This is a genomic window from Neisseria uirgultaei (genome assembly GCF_962719845.1).
GTDB classification, from domain to species: domain Bacteria; phylum Pseudomonadota; class Gammaproteobacteria; order Burkholderiales; family Neisseriaceae; genus Neisseria; species Neisseria bergeri.
The window spans coordinates 110,789-128,903 of record NZ_CAUIYF010000004.1 but is presented as its reverse complement, the minus strand read 5'-3'; the positions used below and the strand labels follow the sequence as shown (position 1 = coordinate 128,903).

The 18,115-nt window shown below is 51.6% G+C and carries 12 protein-coding genes and 1 pseudogene; 10 read left to right on the top strand and 3 right to left on the bottom strand.

Going from position 1 to position 18,115, the window contains the following annotated elements; translation table 11 throughout:
- Positions 1-58: 58 nt before the first annotated feature.
- From pyrG to cas4, 6 genes and pseudogenes are all read left to right on the top strand, one after another.
- Positions 59-1,693 (top strand): CTP synthase, encoded by a 1,635-nt coding sequence (gene pyrG / locus Q9J32_RS03850; protein ID WP_301885161.1) that lies wholly within the window; start codon positions 59-61, stop codon positions 1,691-1,693.
- Positions 1,694-1,846: 153 nt separating this feature from the next.
- Complete coding sequence (gene cas3 / locus Q9J32_RS03845; protein ID WP_301885164.1) at positions 1,847-4,351, top strand: CRISPR-associated helicase Cas3'; 2,505 nt, start codon at positions 1,847-1,849, stop codon at positions 4,349-4,351.
- A gap of 232 nt (positions 4,352-4,583) precedes the next feature.
- Positions 4,584-5,228, top strand: a complete 645-nt coding sequence (cas5c, locus tag Q9J32_RS03840; protein WP_301885166.1) for a type I-C CRISPR-associated protein Cas5c — start codon at positions 4,584-4,586, stop codon at positions 5,226-5,228.
- A complete protein-coding gene (cas8c, locus tag Q9J32_RS03835) occupies positions 5,225-6,979 on the top strand; it encodes a type I-C CRISPR-associated protein Cas8c/Csd1 (protein ID WP_301885168.1) in 1,755 nt (584 codons plus the stop codon). The genes cas5c and cas8c overlap by 4 nt, the downstream gene beginning before the upstream one ends.
- A 12-nt stretch (positions 6,980-6,991) precedes the next feature.
- The gene (gene cas7c / locus Q9J32_RS03830) at positions 6,992-7,843 is read left to right on the top strand and encodes a type I-C CRISPR-associated protein Cas7/Csd2 (protein ID WP_301885169.1); all 852 of its coding nucleotides are present in this window, start codon (positions 6,992-6,994) and stop codon (positions 7,841-7,843) included.
- A gap of 2 nt (positions 7,844-7,845) precedes the next feature.
- Positions 7,846-8,459: pseudogene (gene cas4, locus Q9J32_RS03825) on the top strand (CRISPR-associated protein Cas4).
- Between the two features lie 40 nt (positions 8,460-8,499).
- Here the strand turns inward: cas4 and rpoD are convergent.
- From rpoD to secA, 3 genes are all read right to left on the bottom strand, one after another.
- Positions 8,500-10,428: an RNA polymerase sigma factor RpoD gene (gene rpoD, locus Q9J32_RS03820; protein WP_301885171.1), complete on the bottom strand. Its 1,929-nt coding sequence runs from the start codon at positions 10,426-10,428 to the stop codon at positions 8,500-8,502.
- A gap of 185 nt (positions 10,429-10,613) precedes the next feature.
- Positions 10,614-12,386, bottom strand: a complete 1,773-nt coding sequence (dnaG, locus tag Q9J32_RS03815; protein ID WP_301885173.1) for a DNA primase — start codon at positions 12,384-12,386, stop codon at positions 10,614-10,616.
- Positions 12,387-12,529: 143 nt separating this feature from the next.
- On the bottom strand, positions 12,530-15,280 hold the full coding sequence (gene secA, locus Q9J32_RS03810) for a preprotein translocase subunit SecA (protein WP_301885175.1): 2,751 nt from the start codon (positions 15,278-15,280) through the stop codon (positions 12,530-12,532).
- Between the two features lie 131 nt (positions 15,281-15,411).
- Here secA and Q9J32_RS03805 point away from each other — a divergent pair, with 131 nt between their 5' ends.
- The 4 genes from Q9J32_RS03805 to Q9J32_RS03790 all read left to right on the top strand — a co-directional run bounded on the left by Q9J32_RS03805 (position 15,412) and on the right by Q9J32_RS03790 (position 18,027).
- Entirely contained in the window at positions 15,412-15,834 is a 423-nt protein-coding gene (locus Q9J32_RS03805) for a DciA family protein (RefSeq protein WP_301885177.1), read from the top strand.
- A gap of 282 nt (positions 15,835-16,116) precedes the next feature.
- Positions 16,117-16,686 carry an azurin gene (azu, locus tag Q9J32_RS03800; RefSeq protein WP_301818760.1) on the top strand — a complete coding sequence of 190 codons (570 nt, stop codon included), beginning with the start codon at positions 16,117-16,119 and terminating at the stop codon, positions 16,684-16,686.
- 92 nt (positions 16,687-16,778) lie between these two features.
- Positions 16,779-17,288: a hemerythrin domain-containing protein gene (locus Q9J32_RS03795; protein WP_196427785.1), complete on the top strand. Its 510-nt coding sequence runs from the start codon at positions 16,779-16,781 to the stop codon at positions 17,286-17,288.
- Between the two features lie 118 nt (positions 17,289-17,406).
- Positions 17,407-18,027, top strand: a complete 621-nt coding sequence (locus Q9J32_RS03790; RefSeq protein ID WP_118792300.1) for a glucose-6-phosphate 1-dehydrogenase family protein — start codon at positions 17,407-17,409, stop codon at positions 18,025-18,027.
- Positions 18,028-18,115: the final 88 nt, after the last annotated feature.

Below are 18,115 nucleotides of genomic sequence, written 5' to 3'. Positions count from 1 at the left end.
TTTGCCAGAACCGCGCGCTTCACGTTAAAATCACGCATTCCAACATGGGTATTCCATCATGACCAAATTCATTTTCGTAACCGGCGGCGTTGTCTCCTCACTGGGTAAAGGTATCGCCGCCGCTTCTATTGCCGCCATCCTCGAATCGCGCGGCTTGAACGTTACCATGCTCAAGCTCGATCCTTATATCAACGTCGATCCCGGCACGATGAGCCCGTTCCAACACGGCGAAGTGTTCGTAACCGACGACGGCGCGGAAACCGACCTCGACTTGGGACACTACGAACGCTTCATCGATTCCACGATGACCCGCCGCAACAGCTTCAGCACGGGGCAGGTGTACGAAAACGTCATCGCCAAAGAACGACGGGGCGACTATTTGGGCGGCACGGTTCAAGTCATTCCGCACATTACCGACGAAATCAAACGACGCATCCATGAAGGCGCGGCAGGTTACGATGTGGCGATTGTCGAAATCGGCGGCACGGTCGGCGACATCGAATCGCTGCCGTTTTTGGAAGCCATCCGCCAGATGCGAAGCCAGTTGGGACGCAACAACACCTTGTTTGCCCACTTGAGCTACGTCCCCTACATCGCCGCCGCAGGCGAAATCAAAACCAAGCCGACCCAGCACACCGTTAAAGAAATGTTGAGCATCGGTTTGCAACCCGACATCCTGATTTGCCGTATGGACAGGACAATGCCTGCGGACGAACGCCGCAAAATCGCCTTGTTCTGCAACGTGGAAGAGCGCGCGATTGTGGGCAGCTACGACGTGGATAGCATCTACGAATGCCCCGAAATGCTGCACGACCAAGGCATCGACAACATCATTACCGAGCAGTTGCAGCTTAACGTGCAACAGGCGGATTTGACCGCGTGGAAAAAAATTGTCCACGCCGTCAAAAATCCGAAACACACCGTCAAAATCGCGATGGTCGGCAAATACGTCGATTTGACCGAATCCTACAAATCATTGATTGAAGCCTTGAAACACGCGGGCATCCACACCGAAACCGACGTACAGATTACCTTTGTCGACAGCGAAAACATCGAGAAAAACAACGGCGACGTTTCCATGCTTAAAGACATGGACGCCATCCTTGTCCCTGGCGGTTTCGGTTCGCGCGGCGTGGAAGGCAAAATCGCCGCCGTTCGCTATGCCCGCGAAAACAACGTGCCATACTTGGGCATCTGCCTCGGTATGCAGATTGCGCTGATTGAATACGCTCGCGACGTGGCAGGTTTGAAAGGTGCGAATTCCACTGAGTTTGACTTGAAATGCGCCGCCCCCGTCGTCGCCCTGATTGACGAATGGCAAACCGCCGACGGAAGCGTCGAAACCCGCGACGAATCCGCCGATTTGGGCGGCACCATGCGTTTGGGCGCGCAAGAAGTTGACCTCAAACCGGGCAGCCTTGCCGCAAAAATCTACGGCAGCGAACATATCCGCGAACGCCATCGCCACCGCTACGAAGTTAACAACAACTATGTTCCTCAGTTGGAAAAAGCCGGTTTGGTTATCGGCGGCGTATCCGCAGGACGCGAACGCCTGGTCGAAACCATCGAACTGCCGAACCATCCTTGGTTCTTCGCGTGTCAGTTCCATCCCGAATTCACGTCCAACCCGCGCAAAGGGCATCCCTTGTTCACCGCGTTTGTCAAAGCCGCGTTGAACAATAAAAAAGCCTGATAAAGCGTTACTTGATGATCAAAATGCCGTCTGAAAGCCTGACAAAGACTTTCAGACGAGCTCATTCCACAGATTTTCGATTTTTCAACACTTCGAGCCATTTATATGGCTTGTTCGTTAAGGCTTTGCACGTTTCAAATTTGGAGAATCGATGTGAATTTCGACTATATAGCCCATGTCCGCCAAGACGCATCAGGAAATTGGCATCCCCATCCCCTGCAAGACCACCTGCAAAAAGTCGCCCAACTCGCCAAGCGTTTTGCAGGGCGTTACGGGGCGTTGTTTGCCGAATATGCGGGGCTTTTGCACGATTTGGGGAAATTTCAGGAAGCTTTTCAGAAATATATCCGTAATGCATCCGGTTTTGAAAAAGAAAATGCCCATTTGGAAGATGTCGAATCTACCAAGTTGCGCAAAATTCCGCATTCCACTGCCGGTGCCAAATATGCAGTAGATCACCTCAATCCGTTTTTTGGGCATTTGCTGGCGTATTTGATTGCCGGGCATCATGCCGGGCTGGCAGATTGGTATGACAAAGGCAGCCTGAAACGCCGTCTGCAACAGGCGGATGACGAGTTGGCGGCATCTTTGTCGGGTTTGGTGGAAAGTGGTTTGTCTGAAGATTTTTTCCCGTTATCAGATGATGATCTGAAGCGGGATTTTTTTGCATTTTGGAAAGACGGGGCAAAGCTGGAAGAGCTGCATATTTGGCTGCGTTTTCTCTTTTCCTGCTTGGTGGATGCCGATTTTTTGGATACCGAAGCCTTTATGAACGGTTACGCCGATGCAGATGCCGCGCTGGCTGCCGGATTGCGCCCGAAATTTCTCGGTTTGGATGAGTTGCACCGAAGATATGAGCAATATATGGCGCAACTTTTAGAAAAAGCAGATAAAAACTCATCTTTAAACCAAGAACGCCATGCCATTTTGCAGCAATGTTTTTCTGCCGCAGAAACGAACTGCACTTTGTTTTCTTTAACCGTGCCGACCGGTGGCGGTAAAACTTTAGCGAGCTTGGGGTTCGCTTTGAAACACGCACTGAAATTTGGCAAAAAACGTATTATCTATGCTATTCCTTTCACCAGTATTATCGAGCAGAACGCCAATGTTTTCTGCAAAGCATTAGGCGATGATGTGGTTTTAGAACACCACAGCAATTTAGAAGTGAAAGAAGATAAGGAAACAGCGAAAACTCGTCTTGCTACGGAAAATTGGGACGCGCCGCTGGTTGTTACCACTAACGTGCAACTGTTTGAAAGCCTGTTTGCGGCGAAAACCAGCCGTTGCCGTAAGATTCACAATATTGCCGATAGCGTGGTGATTTTGGATGAAGCCCAGCAGCTTCCGCGCGATTTCCAAAAGCCGATTACCGACATGATGCGGGTGTTGGTTCGCGATTACGGCGTTACCTTTGTGCTGTGCACGGCAACTCAGCCTGAACTTGGCAAAAATATCGACGCATTCGGCCGCACCATTTTGGAAGGCCTGCCGGATGTGCGCGAGATTGTGGCAGACAAAATTGCCTTATCGGAAAAACTGCGCCGCGTCTGCATCAAAATGCCGCTGCCAAACGACGAAGCGCAAAGCTGGCAGGAAATTGCCGATGAAATCGCCGCGCGTCCGTGTGTTTTGGTGGTAGTCAATACGCGAAAACACGCCCAAAAACTCTTTACCGCCCTGCCTTCTGACGGAATCAAACTACATTTATCCGCCAATATGTGCGCCACACACCGAAGCGAAGTGATTGCGTTGGTTCGCCGATATTTGGCACTGTATCGCGCAGGCAGCCTGCACAAGCCCTTGTGGCTGGTCAGCACGCAGTTGATTGAAGCCGGCGTAGATTTGGATTTCCCTTGCGTTTATCGGGCGATGGCAGGGCTGGACAGCATTGCCCAGGCGGCGGGGCGGTGCAACCGTGAAGGCAAACTGCCGCAGTTGGGTGAAGTAGTCGTATTCCGTGCCGAAGAAGGCGCGCCCAGCGGCAGCCTGAAACAGGGGCAGGACATTACCGAAGAGATGCTGAAAGCAGGGCTGCTTGACGACCCGCTTTCCCCGTTGGCATTTGCCGAATATTTCCGCCGATTCAACGGCAAAGGTGATGTGGACAAACACGGTATAGCAACGCTTTTGACGGCAGAAGCATCAAATGAAAATCCGTTGGCAATCAAATTCCGCACCGCAGCCGAACGTTTCCGCCTGATTGATAACCAAGGCGTGGCACTCGTTGTGCCGTTTATCCCATTGGCTCATTGGGAAGAAGACGGCATTCCGCAAATTATCAAAGCAAACGAGTTGGACGATTTTTTCAGACGACATTTGAACGGCGTGGAAGTTTCAGAATGGCAGGATGTTTTGGACAAACAACGCTTTCCTCAGCCGACTGACAACTCCTTCGGGCAAACTGACAGTCCACCGCTGCCCGAGCCGTTTGAAAGTTGGTTCAAATTTTTAGAAAGCGATCCACTCAAACACAAATGGGTTTACCGCAAGCTGCAACGCTACACGATTACCGTGTATGAACACGAACTCAAAAAGCTGCCTGCACATGCCGTTTTTTCCAGGGCGGGATTGCTGGTGTTGGACAAGGGCTATTACAAAGCCGTGCTTGGTGCGGATTTTGATGATACGGCTTGGCTATCTGAAAATTCGGTTTTATGAAAAATGCCCCTATTTTTAGGGGCATTTTGCCATTTTTAACATGGCATTATAGTTTCAACACACAGCCGCCCAGAAGCGGCTGACCGCTAATAATCCATTTAATCAATTGTATGGAAAGAGGTTTAGCGTAGGTATATTTTACAGTTTATTGAAAAAATAAGCGAATCACACTTGACATGAATAGTATGATTTACTTAATATGGCTTTATAGAATTATTAATGAGGAGTCGATATGAGTTTCATTTTAGAAATTAGCGGTGAGCTGGCGTGCTTTACCAGACCTGAGCTTAAGGTGGAACGGGTTAGTTATCCCGTAATTACACCATCAGCAGCACGAAATATCCTAATGGCAATCTTGTGGAAACCCGCCATTCGATGGCGGATACAGAAGATCGATATTCTCAAACCGATTCAGTGGACAAATATCCGCCGCAACGAAGTGGGAATTAAGATGAGTGAGCGTAGCGGCTCGTTCTATATTGAAGACAACCGCCAGCAGCGTGCATCTATGCTACTGAAGGACGTAGCCTACCGCATTCACGCTGATTTTGACATGACAAGCGAAGCAGGCGAGGGCGACAACTACGTCAAATTTGCCGAAATGTTCAAACGGCGCACGAAAAAAGGGCAGTATTTCCACCAGCCTTATTTGGGTTGCCGCGAGTTTCCTTGCTATTTCAGGCTGCTTGAAAAGGCTGAAGACGGTTTGCCGCGCGAAGACATCACCCAAGATTTCGGCTTTATGCTGTACGACATGGATTTCAGCAAATCCGACCCGCGCGATTCCAATAACGCCGAACCCATGTTTTACCAATGCAAAGCGGTAAACGGCGTAATTACCGTACCCCCAGCTAATAGCGAGGAGGTGAAACGATGATTCTGCACGCACTCACCCAATACTACCAACGCAAAGCCGAAAGCGATGGCGGTATTGCCCAAGAAGGGTTTGAAAATAAAGAAATCCCGTTCATTATCGTTATAGACAAACAGGGTAATTTTATTCAGCTGGAAGATACCCGTGAGCTGAAAAGCAAGAAGAAAGTTGGCCGCACTTTTTTAGTACCGAAAGGTTTAGGCAGGAGCGGTTCAAAATCCTACGAAGTAAGTAACATTTTGTGGGATCACTACGGTTATGTGCTTGCCTATGCCGGAGAAAAAGGGCAGGAGCAGGCGGACAAACAGCATGCCAGCTTTACCGCCAAAGTAAACGAATTGAAACAGGTGCTGCCCAATAATGCAGGTGTTGCCGCCGTTGCCGCCTTTCTGGCTTCTGCGGAAGAAAAAAGCAAAGTCATGCAGGCTGCAAATTGGGTGGAATGTGCCAAAGTCAAAGGCTGTAATCTCAGCTTCCGCCTAGTGGATGAAGCGGTAGATTTGGTTTGCCAGTCAAAGGCGGTTCGGGCATATGTGAGTCAAGCCAATCAGGCGCAGTCCGATAACGTCCCAAAAGGCATTTGCCTGGTAACGGGCAAGCCTGCGCCGATTGCGCGGCTGCATAACGCCGTGAAAGGTGTGAACGCAAAGCCTGCCCCATTTACATCAGTGAATTTGTCGGCTTTCGAATCATACGATAAAGAGCAAGGCTTTATCTTTCCTGTGGGCGAACAAGCCATGTTCGAGTACACCACAGCCTTAAATACCCTGCTTGCTAGCGAAAACCGATTCCGTATCGGTGATGTAACGGCCGTATGTTGGAGCGCAAAACCTACTCCGTTGGAAGAGAGTCTTGCTTCGCTGATTAGCGGCGGCAAAGACAATCCCGATGAGCATATCGATGCCGTTAAAACCCTTTATAAAAGCCTGTACAACGGCCAATACCAAAAACCTGACGGCAAAGAAAAATTCTACCTTTTAGGCTTGTCTGCTAATTCCGCACGCATTGTCGTCCGATTTTGGTACGAAACCACTGTTGCTACCTTATCCGAAAGCATTGCGGCATGGTATGACGATTTGCAGATGGTGCGTGGCGAAAACTCGCCATACCCCGAATATATGCCGCTACCGCGCCTGCTGGGCAATTTGGTGTTGGACGGCAAGATGGAAAACCTGCCGTCCGATCTAATCGCCCAAGTAACAGATGCCGCACTTAACAACCGCGTTTTACCCGTCAGCCTGTTGCAGGCTGCTTTACGGCGTAATAAAGCGGAACAGAAAATTACTTATGGCAGAGCAAGTTTACTTAAAGCCTATATCAATCGCGCAATCCGCGCGGGTCGTCTGAAAAACATGAAGGAGCTAACTATGAGCTTAGATAGAAACCGTCAAGACATCGGCTATGTGCTGGGGCGGCTGTTTGCCGTACTGGAAAAAACACAGGCCGAAGCCAATCCCGGCTTGAACGCCACCATTGCCGACCGCTATTTCGGTTCGGCAAGCAGTACGCCGATTGCCGTATTCGGCACACTGATGCGCCTGCTGCCGCACCATTTGAACAAGCTTGAATTTGAAGGACGTGCCGTACAACTGCAATGGGAAGTCCGCCAGATTTTGGAACATTGTCAGAGATTTCCCAACCATTTGAATTTGGAACAGCAAGGCCTATTCGCCATCGGTTACTACCATGAAACCCAATTCCTGTTTACCAAAGACGCATTGAAAAACCTGTTTAACGAAGCGAAAACCGCATAAGGAGCAAATGCTATGACTATTGAAAAACGCTACGACTTTGTCTTTTTATTTGATGTGCAAGACGGCAATCCCAACGGCGACCCCGATGCAGGCAACCTGCCGCGTATTGACCCGCAAACCGGCGAAGGTTTGGTAACCGATGTCTGCTTGAAGCGCAAAGTCCGCAACTTTATCCAAATGACCCAAAATGGCGAACATCACGACATCTTTATCCGCGAAAAAGGCATTTTGAACAACCTGATTGACGAAGCCCACGAGCAGGAAAACGTAAAAGGCAAAGAAAAAGGCGAGAAAACCGAAGCTGCCCGCCAATACATGTGCAGCCGTTATTACGACATCCGCACATTTGGCGCAGTGATGACTACCGGCAAAAATGCAGGACAAGTGCGCGGTCCCGTGCAACTGACTTTTTCTCGCTCTATCGATCCCGTCATGACCTTGGAACACAGCATTACCCGCATGGCGGTAACTAACGAAAAGGATGCCAGCGAAACCGGCGACAACCGTACCATGGGTCGCAAATTTACCGTCCCCTACGGTCTATACCGCTGCCATGGCTTTATTTCCGCTCAATTCGCCAAGCAAACCGGTTTTTCCGAAAGTGATTTAGAACTGTTTTGGCAGGCACTCGTCAATATGTTCGACCACGACCATTCCGCCGCTCGCGGACAAATGAATGCACGCGGGCTTTATGTGTTTGAACACAGCAATAATTTAGGTGATGCGCCTGCTGATAGTCTGTTCAAACGTATTCAGGTAGCTAAAAAAGACGGCGTGGAAGTGGCAAGGAATTTTGACGACTACCTTGTCAGCGTGGACAATCAAAATCTTGGAGAAACCAAGCTGTTGCGTAAATTAGGCTAAAAATGACCGCACTTTTAACCAAAAACCAAGGGGAAAATCAGGACACGCGCCTGATTCCCCTTTCTGCCTTGCAACACTATGCCTTCTGCCCGCGTCAATGTGCGTTGATCCATAACGAGCAGGCGTGGGCGGAGAACTATTTGACCGCGCAGGGCAAGGCGTTGCATGAGCGGGTGGATTCGGGCGATCCGGAAACGCGTAAGGGCGTGCGCTTTGAGCGGACGGTACACGTTTCGGCAGAAAAACCGGGCATCAGCGGCGTGTTGGATTTGGTGGAAGTGGATACGAAAACAGGCCGTCTGAAACCCGTGGAATACAAACGTGGCAAGCCCAAACCCGACCCGATGGACGAAATCCAGCTTTGCGCCCAAGGCTTGTGCTTGGAAGAAATGACGGGTCAAACTGTCTCTGAGGGCGCGTTGTGGTATATGCAAACCCGCCACCGTGTCCCCGTCGTGTTTTCAGACGGCCTACGCGCCCAAACCCTCGCAACTATAGCCGCCGTCCGCGAACTTTTAAACAGCGGACAAACCCCGCCGCCCGACTCTGTCAGCCGGAGTTGTTGGGGAAACGGGATAGGAGTGTGGGATATGTGGAAGCGTTGTTTATTGTGTAAGAAAAAACCGCAGGTATTTGAAACCTGCGGTTTTTTTGGTTTACAACTTGCTGTCTTCACTGTCTAAGAAGCTTCTCAAGCGGTCGCTGCGGGTCGGGTGGCGCAACTTGCGGAGTGCTTTTGCCTCAATTTGGCGGATGCGTTCGCGGGTTACGTCAAACTGTCTGCCGACTTCTTCCAGCGTGTGGTCGGTATTCATATCGATACCGAAGCGCATACGTAAGACTTTGGCCTCACGAGGTGTCAGGCTTTCGAGTATTTCTTTGGTTACTTCGTGCAGGCTGGTGTACATTGCCGCATCAGCCGGCGCAATATTGTTGGAATCCTCGATAAAGTCGCCCAAGTGCGAATCGTCGTCGTCGCCGATGGGGGTTTCCATCGAAATCGGCTCTTTGGCGATTTTCATGATTTTGCGGATTTTGTCTTCGGGCATCTGCATCAGTTCGGCAAGTTTGGCGGAATCGGGTTCTTCGCCGGTTTCTTGCAGGTGTTGGCGCGAGATGCGGTTCATCTTGTTGATGGTTTCAATCATATGAACCGGAATGCGGATGGTACGCGCCTGATCGGCAATCGAGCGGGTGATTGCCTGGCGGATCCACCATGTTGCGTAGGTGGAGAACTTGTAGCCCCGGCGGTATTCGAACTTATCGACCGCCTTCATCAGGCCGATGTTGCCTTCCTGAATCAAATCAAGGAACTGCAAGCCACGGTTGGTGTATTTTTTGGCGATGGAAATCACGAGGCGCAAGTTTGCCTGAATCATTTCCTGCTTGGCGGCTGCGGTTTCTTTTTCGCTCGACACCATATTTTTGTTGATTTCTTTCAACTCTTCGATGGAAATGCGGGTTTCTTTTTCCATATCTGCCAACTCGGTTTGTTTTTCGAGAATGGCGTGGCGGAAGCGGTCGAGTGCGTCGCTCCAGACCCTGCCTTTGGCGATTTCTTCTTCAATCCATTGCAGATTGGTGATTTCGGGCAGGAAGTTTTGGATGAAGTAGTCGCGTTCCATATGGACGCGGTCAAGACAGATATCGCGGATTTCGCGTTCGAGTTTGCGGATGTTTTCTACTTTTCCGCGCAGGCTGCTGCTGAGGTTGTCGATTTGGCGGGTGGCGAAACGGACTTCCAGCAGTTTGTTGGCAATTGCGTCGCGGTAGGCGAGATAGTCTTTGTGCCGGCTGTGGTGTTTTTCCAAACGGCCGATCATTTTTTTGTAGTCTTTTTCGATTTGGGCAAAGTGGCCGATGACTTTTTGTTTCAATTCGGCGAGATTGGCTGCCGAGATTTCATCTGCATCTTCTTCCGACTCTTCGTCGTCTTCGTTTTCATCCGAATTGTCGTTGGAAGGTTTCTCGGGCACTGTGGTTTCCAAGTGCCCCAAGCCCAATTCGTTGAGCAATACTTCATTCGGGTCGATAATGGCTTCTACGACTTCGTCGACGCGGATTTCGTCTTTGCGGATTTTTTCGATGAGTTCTAAGATTTCCGCAATGGATCCCGGGCAGGCGGAGATGGCCTGAACCATATTTTTCAGGGCGTTTTCGATTTTTTTGGCGATGATGATTTCGTCTTCGCGGGTCAGCAGGTCGACCTGCCCCATTTCGCGCATATACATACGGACGGGGTCGGTGGTTCTGCCGAACTCGGAATCTGCGCTGGAAAGGGCGGCCTCGGCTTCTTCGACGGCATCATCGTCGGTAACGGCGGCATTGTCGCTTAACAATATGTCTTCCGCATCGGGGGCGTGTTCGGTAACTTGGATGCCCAAACCGGAAATCATACTGACGATGTTGTCGATTTGATCGGCATCGGACATATCGTCAGGCAGTGCGTCGTTGATTTCGGAGTAGGTGATGTAGCCGCGTTCTTTGCCCATAATGATGAGTTGGCGCAGGCGCGCGCGTTGTTCCTCAATCGTCAGGGGGCGGGTATCGTCTTGGTATTCTTCGTGATTTTGGTTTTTGGACATTGTCTGCTTTCTGTTGGTAAGGTGCCGACGGTTTGCGTTTGGACGCACCTGAAGGCGTGGCAGAGCGGGTACTCTGATGCCGTCTGAAGGCTTTTGGGGATGGGTGTTCTGCAGGTGTCGTTGTTGCAGCCGGTGCGAATGCTTTTCAGACGGCATAACGGTTTACGGATGGCGGAATCCGCCGGTCAATTTTGTTTTGCGGTCAGCAGCGACAGCAAAAGTTTTTTCTCGCTTTCATTTAAGCCGGATTGCAGGCTTTTTTGTTTTAATGTTTCGATTTGGCTGTATTTTAACTCATTGAGCAGTTTTTTGATGCCGATTTGGAAGTTTTCGCAATCTTCTTCGCCGCCGCCTTCCATTTCTTCCGATTGAAGTGCCGACCGGAAGATGCGGTTGATTGTTTCTTCGTAGGGCGAACCGCGCATATGTTCCAAAACCTGTGCGGTTGCCGGCACGGAAGGATGGTTTTTAATGGTTTCGGCGAGGTTGGCAAGGCAGGCGAAATCGCCGTCCAACGCCAGATAATCGGGCAGGTCTATATATGCAGCCCAATCCGGATTTATCAAGAGGCTGCGGATTTGCCGTTGCACCAATGTCGGCATAACGGGCTGTTTGACGGAAATCGGGGGCAGTTTGTAGCTTTTTTGTTTGACGTGCCGCTTCGGCGCTTCCTGTCCCAACAGTTGGGCGAGGTCGTCGGGGTCGATGCCGACCAGCTCGCTAAGCCGTTGTTTTAACAAATAAGCCAATGCCGGCGCGGTAATCTGCGCCAAAAGCGGCGAACTGGTTTTCACCAATTCCGCCTTGCCTTCCTGCGTATTGAGATGAATGCCGTCTGAAAGGTGTTCCCAGAAATATTCCGATAAAGGCTTGCTTTGATTCAGAAGCGCGTCTTCAAATTGCGCTTTGCCGTAGGCGCGGATGTAGCTGTCGGGGTCGTGTTCTTCCGGCAGGAACAAAAAATGCAGCGATTTGTCGTCCTTCAACTGCGGCAACGCGTTTTCCAGAGCGCGCCAAGCCGCTTTCCGCCCCGCGCTGTCGCCGTCGAAACAGAAATAAATACTGTCCGCCTGACGCATCAGGATTTTGACGTGTTCCGCCGTCGTTGCCGTGCCCAAAGCCGCCACGCCGTAGCCCACGCCGAACTGCGCCAGCGCGACCACGTCCATATAGCCTTCGACCACCAAGATCAGTCCTGCTTCCTTGATAGCGGTACGCCCTTCATACAAGCCGTAAAGGTTTTTCCCTTTGTCAAACAAAGGTGTATCGGGAGAGTTTAGATATTTGGGTTTGGAGTCGTCCAACACCCTGCCGCCGAAACCGATGACCTGCCCGCGCGGATTGCGGATGGGGAACATAATCCGATGGCGGAAGCGGTCGTAATACCGCCCCTCATTGTCAATCACCATCCCCGTATCCACCAACGCGGTATTCGGATACGGTTGGAATACTTGCGCCAAAGGCTGCCAGCCGTCGGGCGCATAGCCCAAACCATAATGCGCGATGACTTCCGCGCTCAAGCCGCGCTTGTCCAAATAAGCCTTCGCCGTCGGATTGAAGCGCAACTGTTGCGCGTAAAAATCCGCCGCCGCCGCCGTTGTTTCCTCCAGCGTCTGCTGTTTTTTCTTACGTTCGGCACGGACTTCGGGATTATCGTTCTGCCCGCGCACTTTAGGCACAATCATACCCACGCGGTCAGCAAGGAACTGCACCGCCTCCGGAAACGACAGCCCCTGATGCTCCATCACAAAACCAATCGCCGAACCATGCGCCCCGCAACTGAAACAGTGGTAAAACTGCTTGGTCGGACTGACCGAAAACGACGGTGTTTTTTCCTTGTGGAACGGGCAACACGCCATATAGTTTGCCCCGCCTTTTTTCAGCGGAACCTGCTCGTCGATAATATCGACAATATCGACTTTGGCTAGAAGTTCGTCAATGAAGTCGGATGGAATCATAGTTCGGCGGGGCGGATGCCTGTTTTCGGTACGGACGGTACGAAATCGGGATTTTTCGGAATGGCGGTCGGATGTGGCGGTTCAGGCAAAATGCCGTCTGAAGCCGGAAACCGGATGTTCAGACGGCATTTGCGTTCAAACGCTTAAGCCAATTTGCCGTGGCATTGTTTGTATTTCAAACCGCTGCCGCAGGGGCAGGGGTCGTTGCGGTGGACGATTTGCCCCCGTGCTTCCAAGGCTTCGGGGCTGAAATCCGTCCCATCGGGATTAAAGGCTTCGGTAACCAGATCGGTTTGCGACTGACCCAAAAGTTCTTCCATATCGGGCGATTCGGAATGGATGGACTGGATGTTGCCGACGGGTTGCTCTTCAACCGCCGCGACAGGGTTTTGTTCGATTTGAACCGAAGTAAGCAGGGAGGCAATATGGAATTTGATGCCGTTCCACAGGTCTTGGAACATCGTGAAGGCTTCGCGTTTGTATTCCTGCTTCGGATTTTTCTGGGCATAGCTGCGAAGGTGGATGCCTTGGCGCAGGTAGTCCATAGCGGCGAGGTGTTCGCGCCATTGGTTGTCGATGACCTGCAACATCACGTTGCGCTCGAAATCGGCCATTGCCTGCTTGCCGACCAGTTCGGTTTTGGCGGCATATTCGTTTTCGATGCGTTCGATCAGGCGCTCTTTGATGTCTTGACCGTCAATTGTATTGTCTGCTTTCAGCCAGGACTGAATGTCTTCGTGCAGTCTGAATTCGGCAGCCAGGCGGTTTTCCAGAGTCGGAATGTCCCATTGTTCTTCCATGCTGTCCGGCGGCATATAGGTATCCACGAGGTCGCTGACGACATCAGAACGGATTTCCTGCATCAGGTCGCTGATGTCTTTGCTGGTCAGAATTTCGTTGCGCTGGCTGTAAATGACTTTGCGCTGTTCGTTGGCAACGTCGTCGTATTCCAAAACTTGTTTGCGCATATCGAAGTTTCTGCCTTCGACTTTGCGTTGCGCCCCTTCGATTTGGCGCGTCAGCAGGTTGTGCTCGATGGCAACGCCGCGTTCGGGGGCGAGGCGGTTGAGGATGGCGGCGGCGCGGTCGAGTGCGAAGAGGCGCAGCAGCGGATCTTCAAACGAAAGGTAGAAACGGCTGGAGCCGGGGTCGCCCTGACGGCCGGAACGTCCGCGCAATTGGTTGTCGATACGGCGGCTTTCGTGCCTCTCCGTACCGATGATGTGCAGGCCGCCTGCTTCCATCACTTTGTCGTGTTCTGCCTGCCAGCCGTCTTCCAATGCGGAAATTCGTGCGGCTTTTTCATCATCGTTCAGGGTTTCGTCGGCGCGGATGGCATCGGTTTGGTGCTTCAGGTTGCCGCCTAAAACGATGTCCGTACCGCGTCCCGCCATATTGGTAGCAACGGTAATCGCGCCGACTTTGCCGGCTTGGGCGACAATCAGGGCTTCGCGTTCGTGTTCTTTGGCGTTGAGGACGTTGTGCGGCAGTCCGGCTTTTTGCAGAAGGTGGGAGACCAGTTCGGAGTTTTCGATGCTGGTCGTGCCGACGAGGACGGGCTGCCCGCGTTTGTGGCATTCCTCGATGTCTTTGACGACGGCCTCGAATTTTTCTTCGGCGGAACGGAAAATCTGGTCGTTGAAGTCTTTGCGCTGTACGGGGCGGTTGGTCGGGATGATGACGGTTTCGAGGTTGTAGATGCTTTGGAACTCGAAGGCTTCGGTATCGGCTGTGCCGGTCATGCCGGAGAGCTTGGTGTACAGGCGGAAATAGTTTTGGAAAGTGATGGAGGCGAGGGTTTGGTTTTCGCGTTTGATTTCCACGCCTTCTTTGGCTTCGACGGCTTGGTGCAGACCCTCCGACCAGCGGCGGCCGGACATCAGACGGCCTGTAAATTCGTCCACGATGACGATTTCGCCGTCTTGGATAACGTAATGTTGGTCTTTGTGGAACAGCGAGTGCGCGCGCAATGCCGCCATAAGGTGGTGCATCAGGGCGATGTTGGCGGCGGAATAGAGAGAGTCGTTTTCTGCCAGCAGCCCCATTTGGGTCAGAATCTGCTCGGCGTGTTCGTGGCCGGCTTCGCTCAGGATGACCTGATGCGCCTTTTCATCGACCCAGTAGTCGCCTTCGCCTTCTTCGGTCTCTTGGCGGACGAGGTGGGGCGGGACGGTGTTCATGATTTGGTACAACTGGATGTTGTCGTCCGCCTGGCCGGAGATGATCAGCGGGGTGCGCGCTTCGTCAATCAAGATGGAATCCACTTCATCGACAACGGCAAAGTTCAATTCGCGCTGCACTTTGTCGTATTGGTCGGTTACCATATTGTCGCGCAGGTAGTCGAAGCCGAATTCGTTGTTCGTACCGTAGGTAATGTCGGCAGCGTAGGCGTTTTGACGGTCGAACGGCTGCATATCTGAAATAATCACGCCGACGGTCAGACCGAGGAAATTATAGAGCGGCTCCATAATGCCTGCGTCGCGCGAGGCGAGGTAGTCATTGACGGTAACGACGTGCACGCCTTTGCCGGCCAGCGCGTTGAGATAGACGGCGAGGGTGGCGACCAGGGTTTTGCCTTCGCCGGTACGCATTTCGGCGATTTTGCCGTCGTGCAGCACCATGCCGCCGATAAGCTGCACGTCGAAGTGGCGCATACCGAGGATGCGGCGGGACGCTTCGCGGCAGACGGCGAAGGCTTCGGGCAAAATACCGTCCAAAGTCTGACCGTCGGCGAGGCGTTGTTTGAATTCGGCAGTTTTGGCTTGCAGATCAGCATCGCTTAGGGCTTGCATCTGTTCTTCGAGCGCGTTGATTCTGGCAACGGATTTACGGTATTGTTTCAGCAAGCGGTCGTTGCGGCTGCCGAAGATTTTCTTGGCAATGTTTGTCAGCATGAATAATTCCTGCGCCTGATATAATAGTGGGGCGAAAACGCGATTTTAGCACAAGCGTTTGTGCAAAGTGCTAATGCCGTCTGAAATAAAGGCGCGTTTGCGGTATTTCAATCTTTTTGGGTGTATGTTTTATGAATTTGGAACAGTTGGGCAGGCGGGACGCGCTGCTTTCCGGACTTTTGAAACAGGCGGGACAGTGGCGGCGGTTGGATGCCGCCGTGAAAAAACTGCTGCCCGCCAACCTGCACCCTCATTTTCAGACGGCATGTATCGAAGACGGTAGGCTGATTCTTTTGGCGGCAAACAATATGGCGGCATCGCGTTTGAAAATGATTGCACCGTCGGTATTGCCGCAGTTGGCAGGGCTTGACGCTTCGATACGGTCTGTTTCGGTCAGGCTGATCCCGAAACCGGAAAAACCGCCGAAAACCAATACCCTGCATTTGAGTAAGGCTGCGCTGGAGAGTTTCGATTCGGCGGCGGCAAAGTTGGAAAAACGGCATCCCGAATTGGCGGCAGTGCTGGCGGAGCTGGTCAGGAAGCACGGGGCATAAGGCGGCCGGTAGGGATGTTGTAAATATCCGTTAATATTTGCGCGTCGGGGGACGGCTTCCCTAATACTAAAGAAATAGGTTCTGGGTAAAATTGCCCCATTTCGGGGTAAACGATTGTAAACTTGCAAACAGGCTTTGATTTCAAATGAAGTTTGTAGCAAAATGCCGCCCCGAAACATCTGTTTGTGCAACGCGGCGGAATCTTTTTCAAGGTTTTGTTAATGGCGGTTGCACTTTGATTTCCGTAAAACCGAATATTATTTTATCGATTGGAGATTTACCATGAAAGCTTATCTGGCCCTGATTTCTGCCGCCGTTATCGGTTTGGCTGCCTGCTCTCAAGAACCTGCCGCGCCTGCTGCCGAAGCAACTGCCGCTTCTGAGGCTTCCGCAGCCGAAGCGGCTTCCGCCCCTGAAGCCCCTGCCGCCGAAGCTGCTCCTGCAGATGCTGCCGAAGCCCCTGCTGCCGGCAATTGTGCGGCAACTGTCGAATCCAACGACAATATGCAGTTCAACACCAAAGACATCCAAGTCAGCAAAGCATGTAAAGAGTTCACAATCACTCTGAAACATACCGGTACGCAACCCAAAGCCAGCATGGGTCACAACCTCGTGATTGCCAAAGCTGAAGACATGGACGGCGTATTTAAAGACGGCGTAGGTGCTGCCGATACCGATTATGTTAAACCTGACGATGCACGCGTTGTTGCCCATACTAAATTGATCGGCGGCGGCGAAGAGTCTTCTTTGACTCTGGATCCTGCCAAATTGGCTGACGGCGAATACAAATTCGCTTGTACCTTCCCAGGTCACGGTGCTTTGATGAACGGTAAAGTTACTTTGGTTGACTAATCCGTCTAAAGCTTGAAAACAGACAGCCTGCCTTGCGCAGGCTGTTTTGTTATAATTTGGAAACGTTAATTTAAGAATAAAACCTAAAAACCATGAATCCGTTTGAAACCAAAAGCGTTACCTTTGCCGAACCGATAGAAATGCTGTATGCCTGCCACGGCAAAGTGCGCCGTTTCTGCGGACAAGTCGCCATGCTGTCGGACTATATCGCCGAAAACGGCTGCAATCAGATTGTTTTGCAAACCATCCGCCAAATCGCCCAGTATTTTAATGTTGCCGCGCCGCTGCACCATGAAGACGAAGAAGAAAACTTTTTCCCGCTCCTGCTGCAATATGCGCCGCAAGCCCAAGAAAGTGTGAATGAGCTTTTGCACCAACATGTAAGCCTACATGGCAACTGGGATGCCGTGGCTGCCGAATTTGCCAAACTCGAAGCAGACAACGCTTATGTCCCCGATGCGGAAGCGTTCAAACGCTTTGTGGCGGGTTACGATGTGCATCTGGCGATTGAAGAGCCTTTGTTCGACATGGGCAAAACGTTTATCCCCAAAGAGAAACTGACCAAAATCGGCGAAATCATGGCGGCGCGCAGGCGCAGATAAGGTCGTTTGCAGATTGCCGTTTCTTCAAACAAAGGTCGTCTTAAAACTTGAAAACAGAGTTTCAGGCGACCCCAGTATCCCCGTAACACAACCACGTCGTCTGAAAAGGAAGCCAATCATGCTGACCCCGAAAAGTTGCGATTTGTTCAATATCCCGTTTTTCCAATTTTCCCAGCTTAAAAAATACCAGCCTGAAAGCATTCCGCAAATCAAGGCTGACTATAAAGAAAACTGGCAGATATGGCAGCAGCTGATTCAGCAGGTCGCCGCCGAATTGGGTGCGCCGTTTGCGCCGCCGCACATCGAACGCTGGTGTAACGGCTGGCAGGTGCGCGCCCACTTCTTTGCCTACTTCAAATACGAACAATATAAAAATTCCGCCGCGATTTTGTCGATACTGCTCAACCGCCGCCGTCTGAGCGTCAGCTTGGATTGGCACTGCTATAAAGCCGACGTTTCCCCCATCGCGCTGCCTGATTACAACCGTTGGTTGGATAATTTTGATACCGAAAAATACGCTTCTTTCGATATGTGGCACGGCGCGGAAAGCGAATACGACGACTACCGCACCGTCGCGCAACAAAGCGAATCCGACCGAAAGTTGCAAAACGGCGAAGACTTTTTCTGCATCGGCAAACACATCGAGCGCGACGATTTGGGCAGGCAGGATGTCGCGAAATGGATAGCGGAAACGGTGGAAGATTTGCTGCCGCTTTACGAAGCGTGTCATGGTGCTTGACCTGAAGAACCCGCTTCGCTATCGTTAGCCCGTTCCATTCAACATCAAATGCCGTCTGAAACGCCGTTCAGACGGCATCTCAAACAGA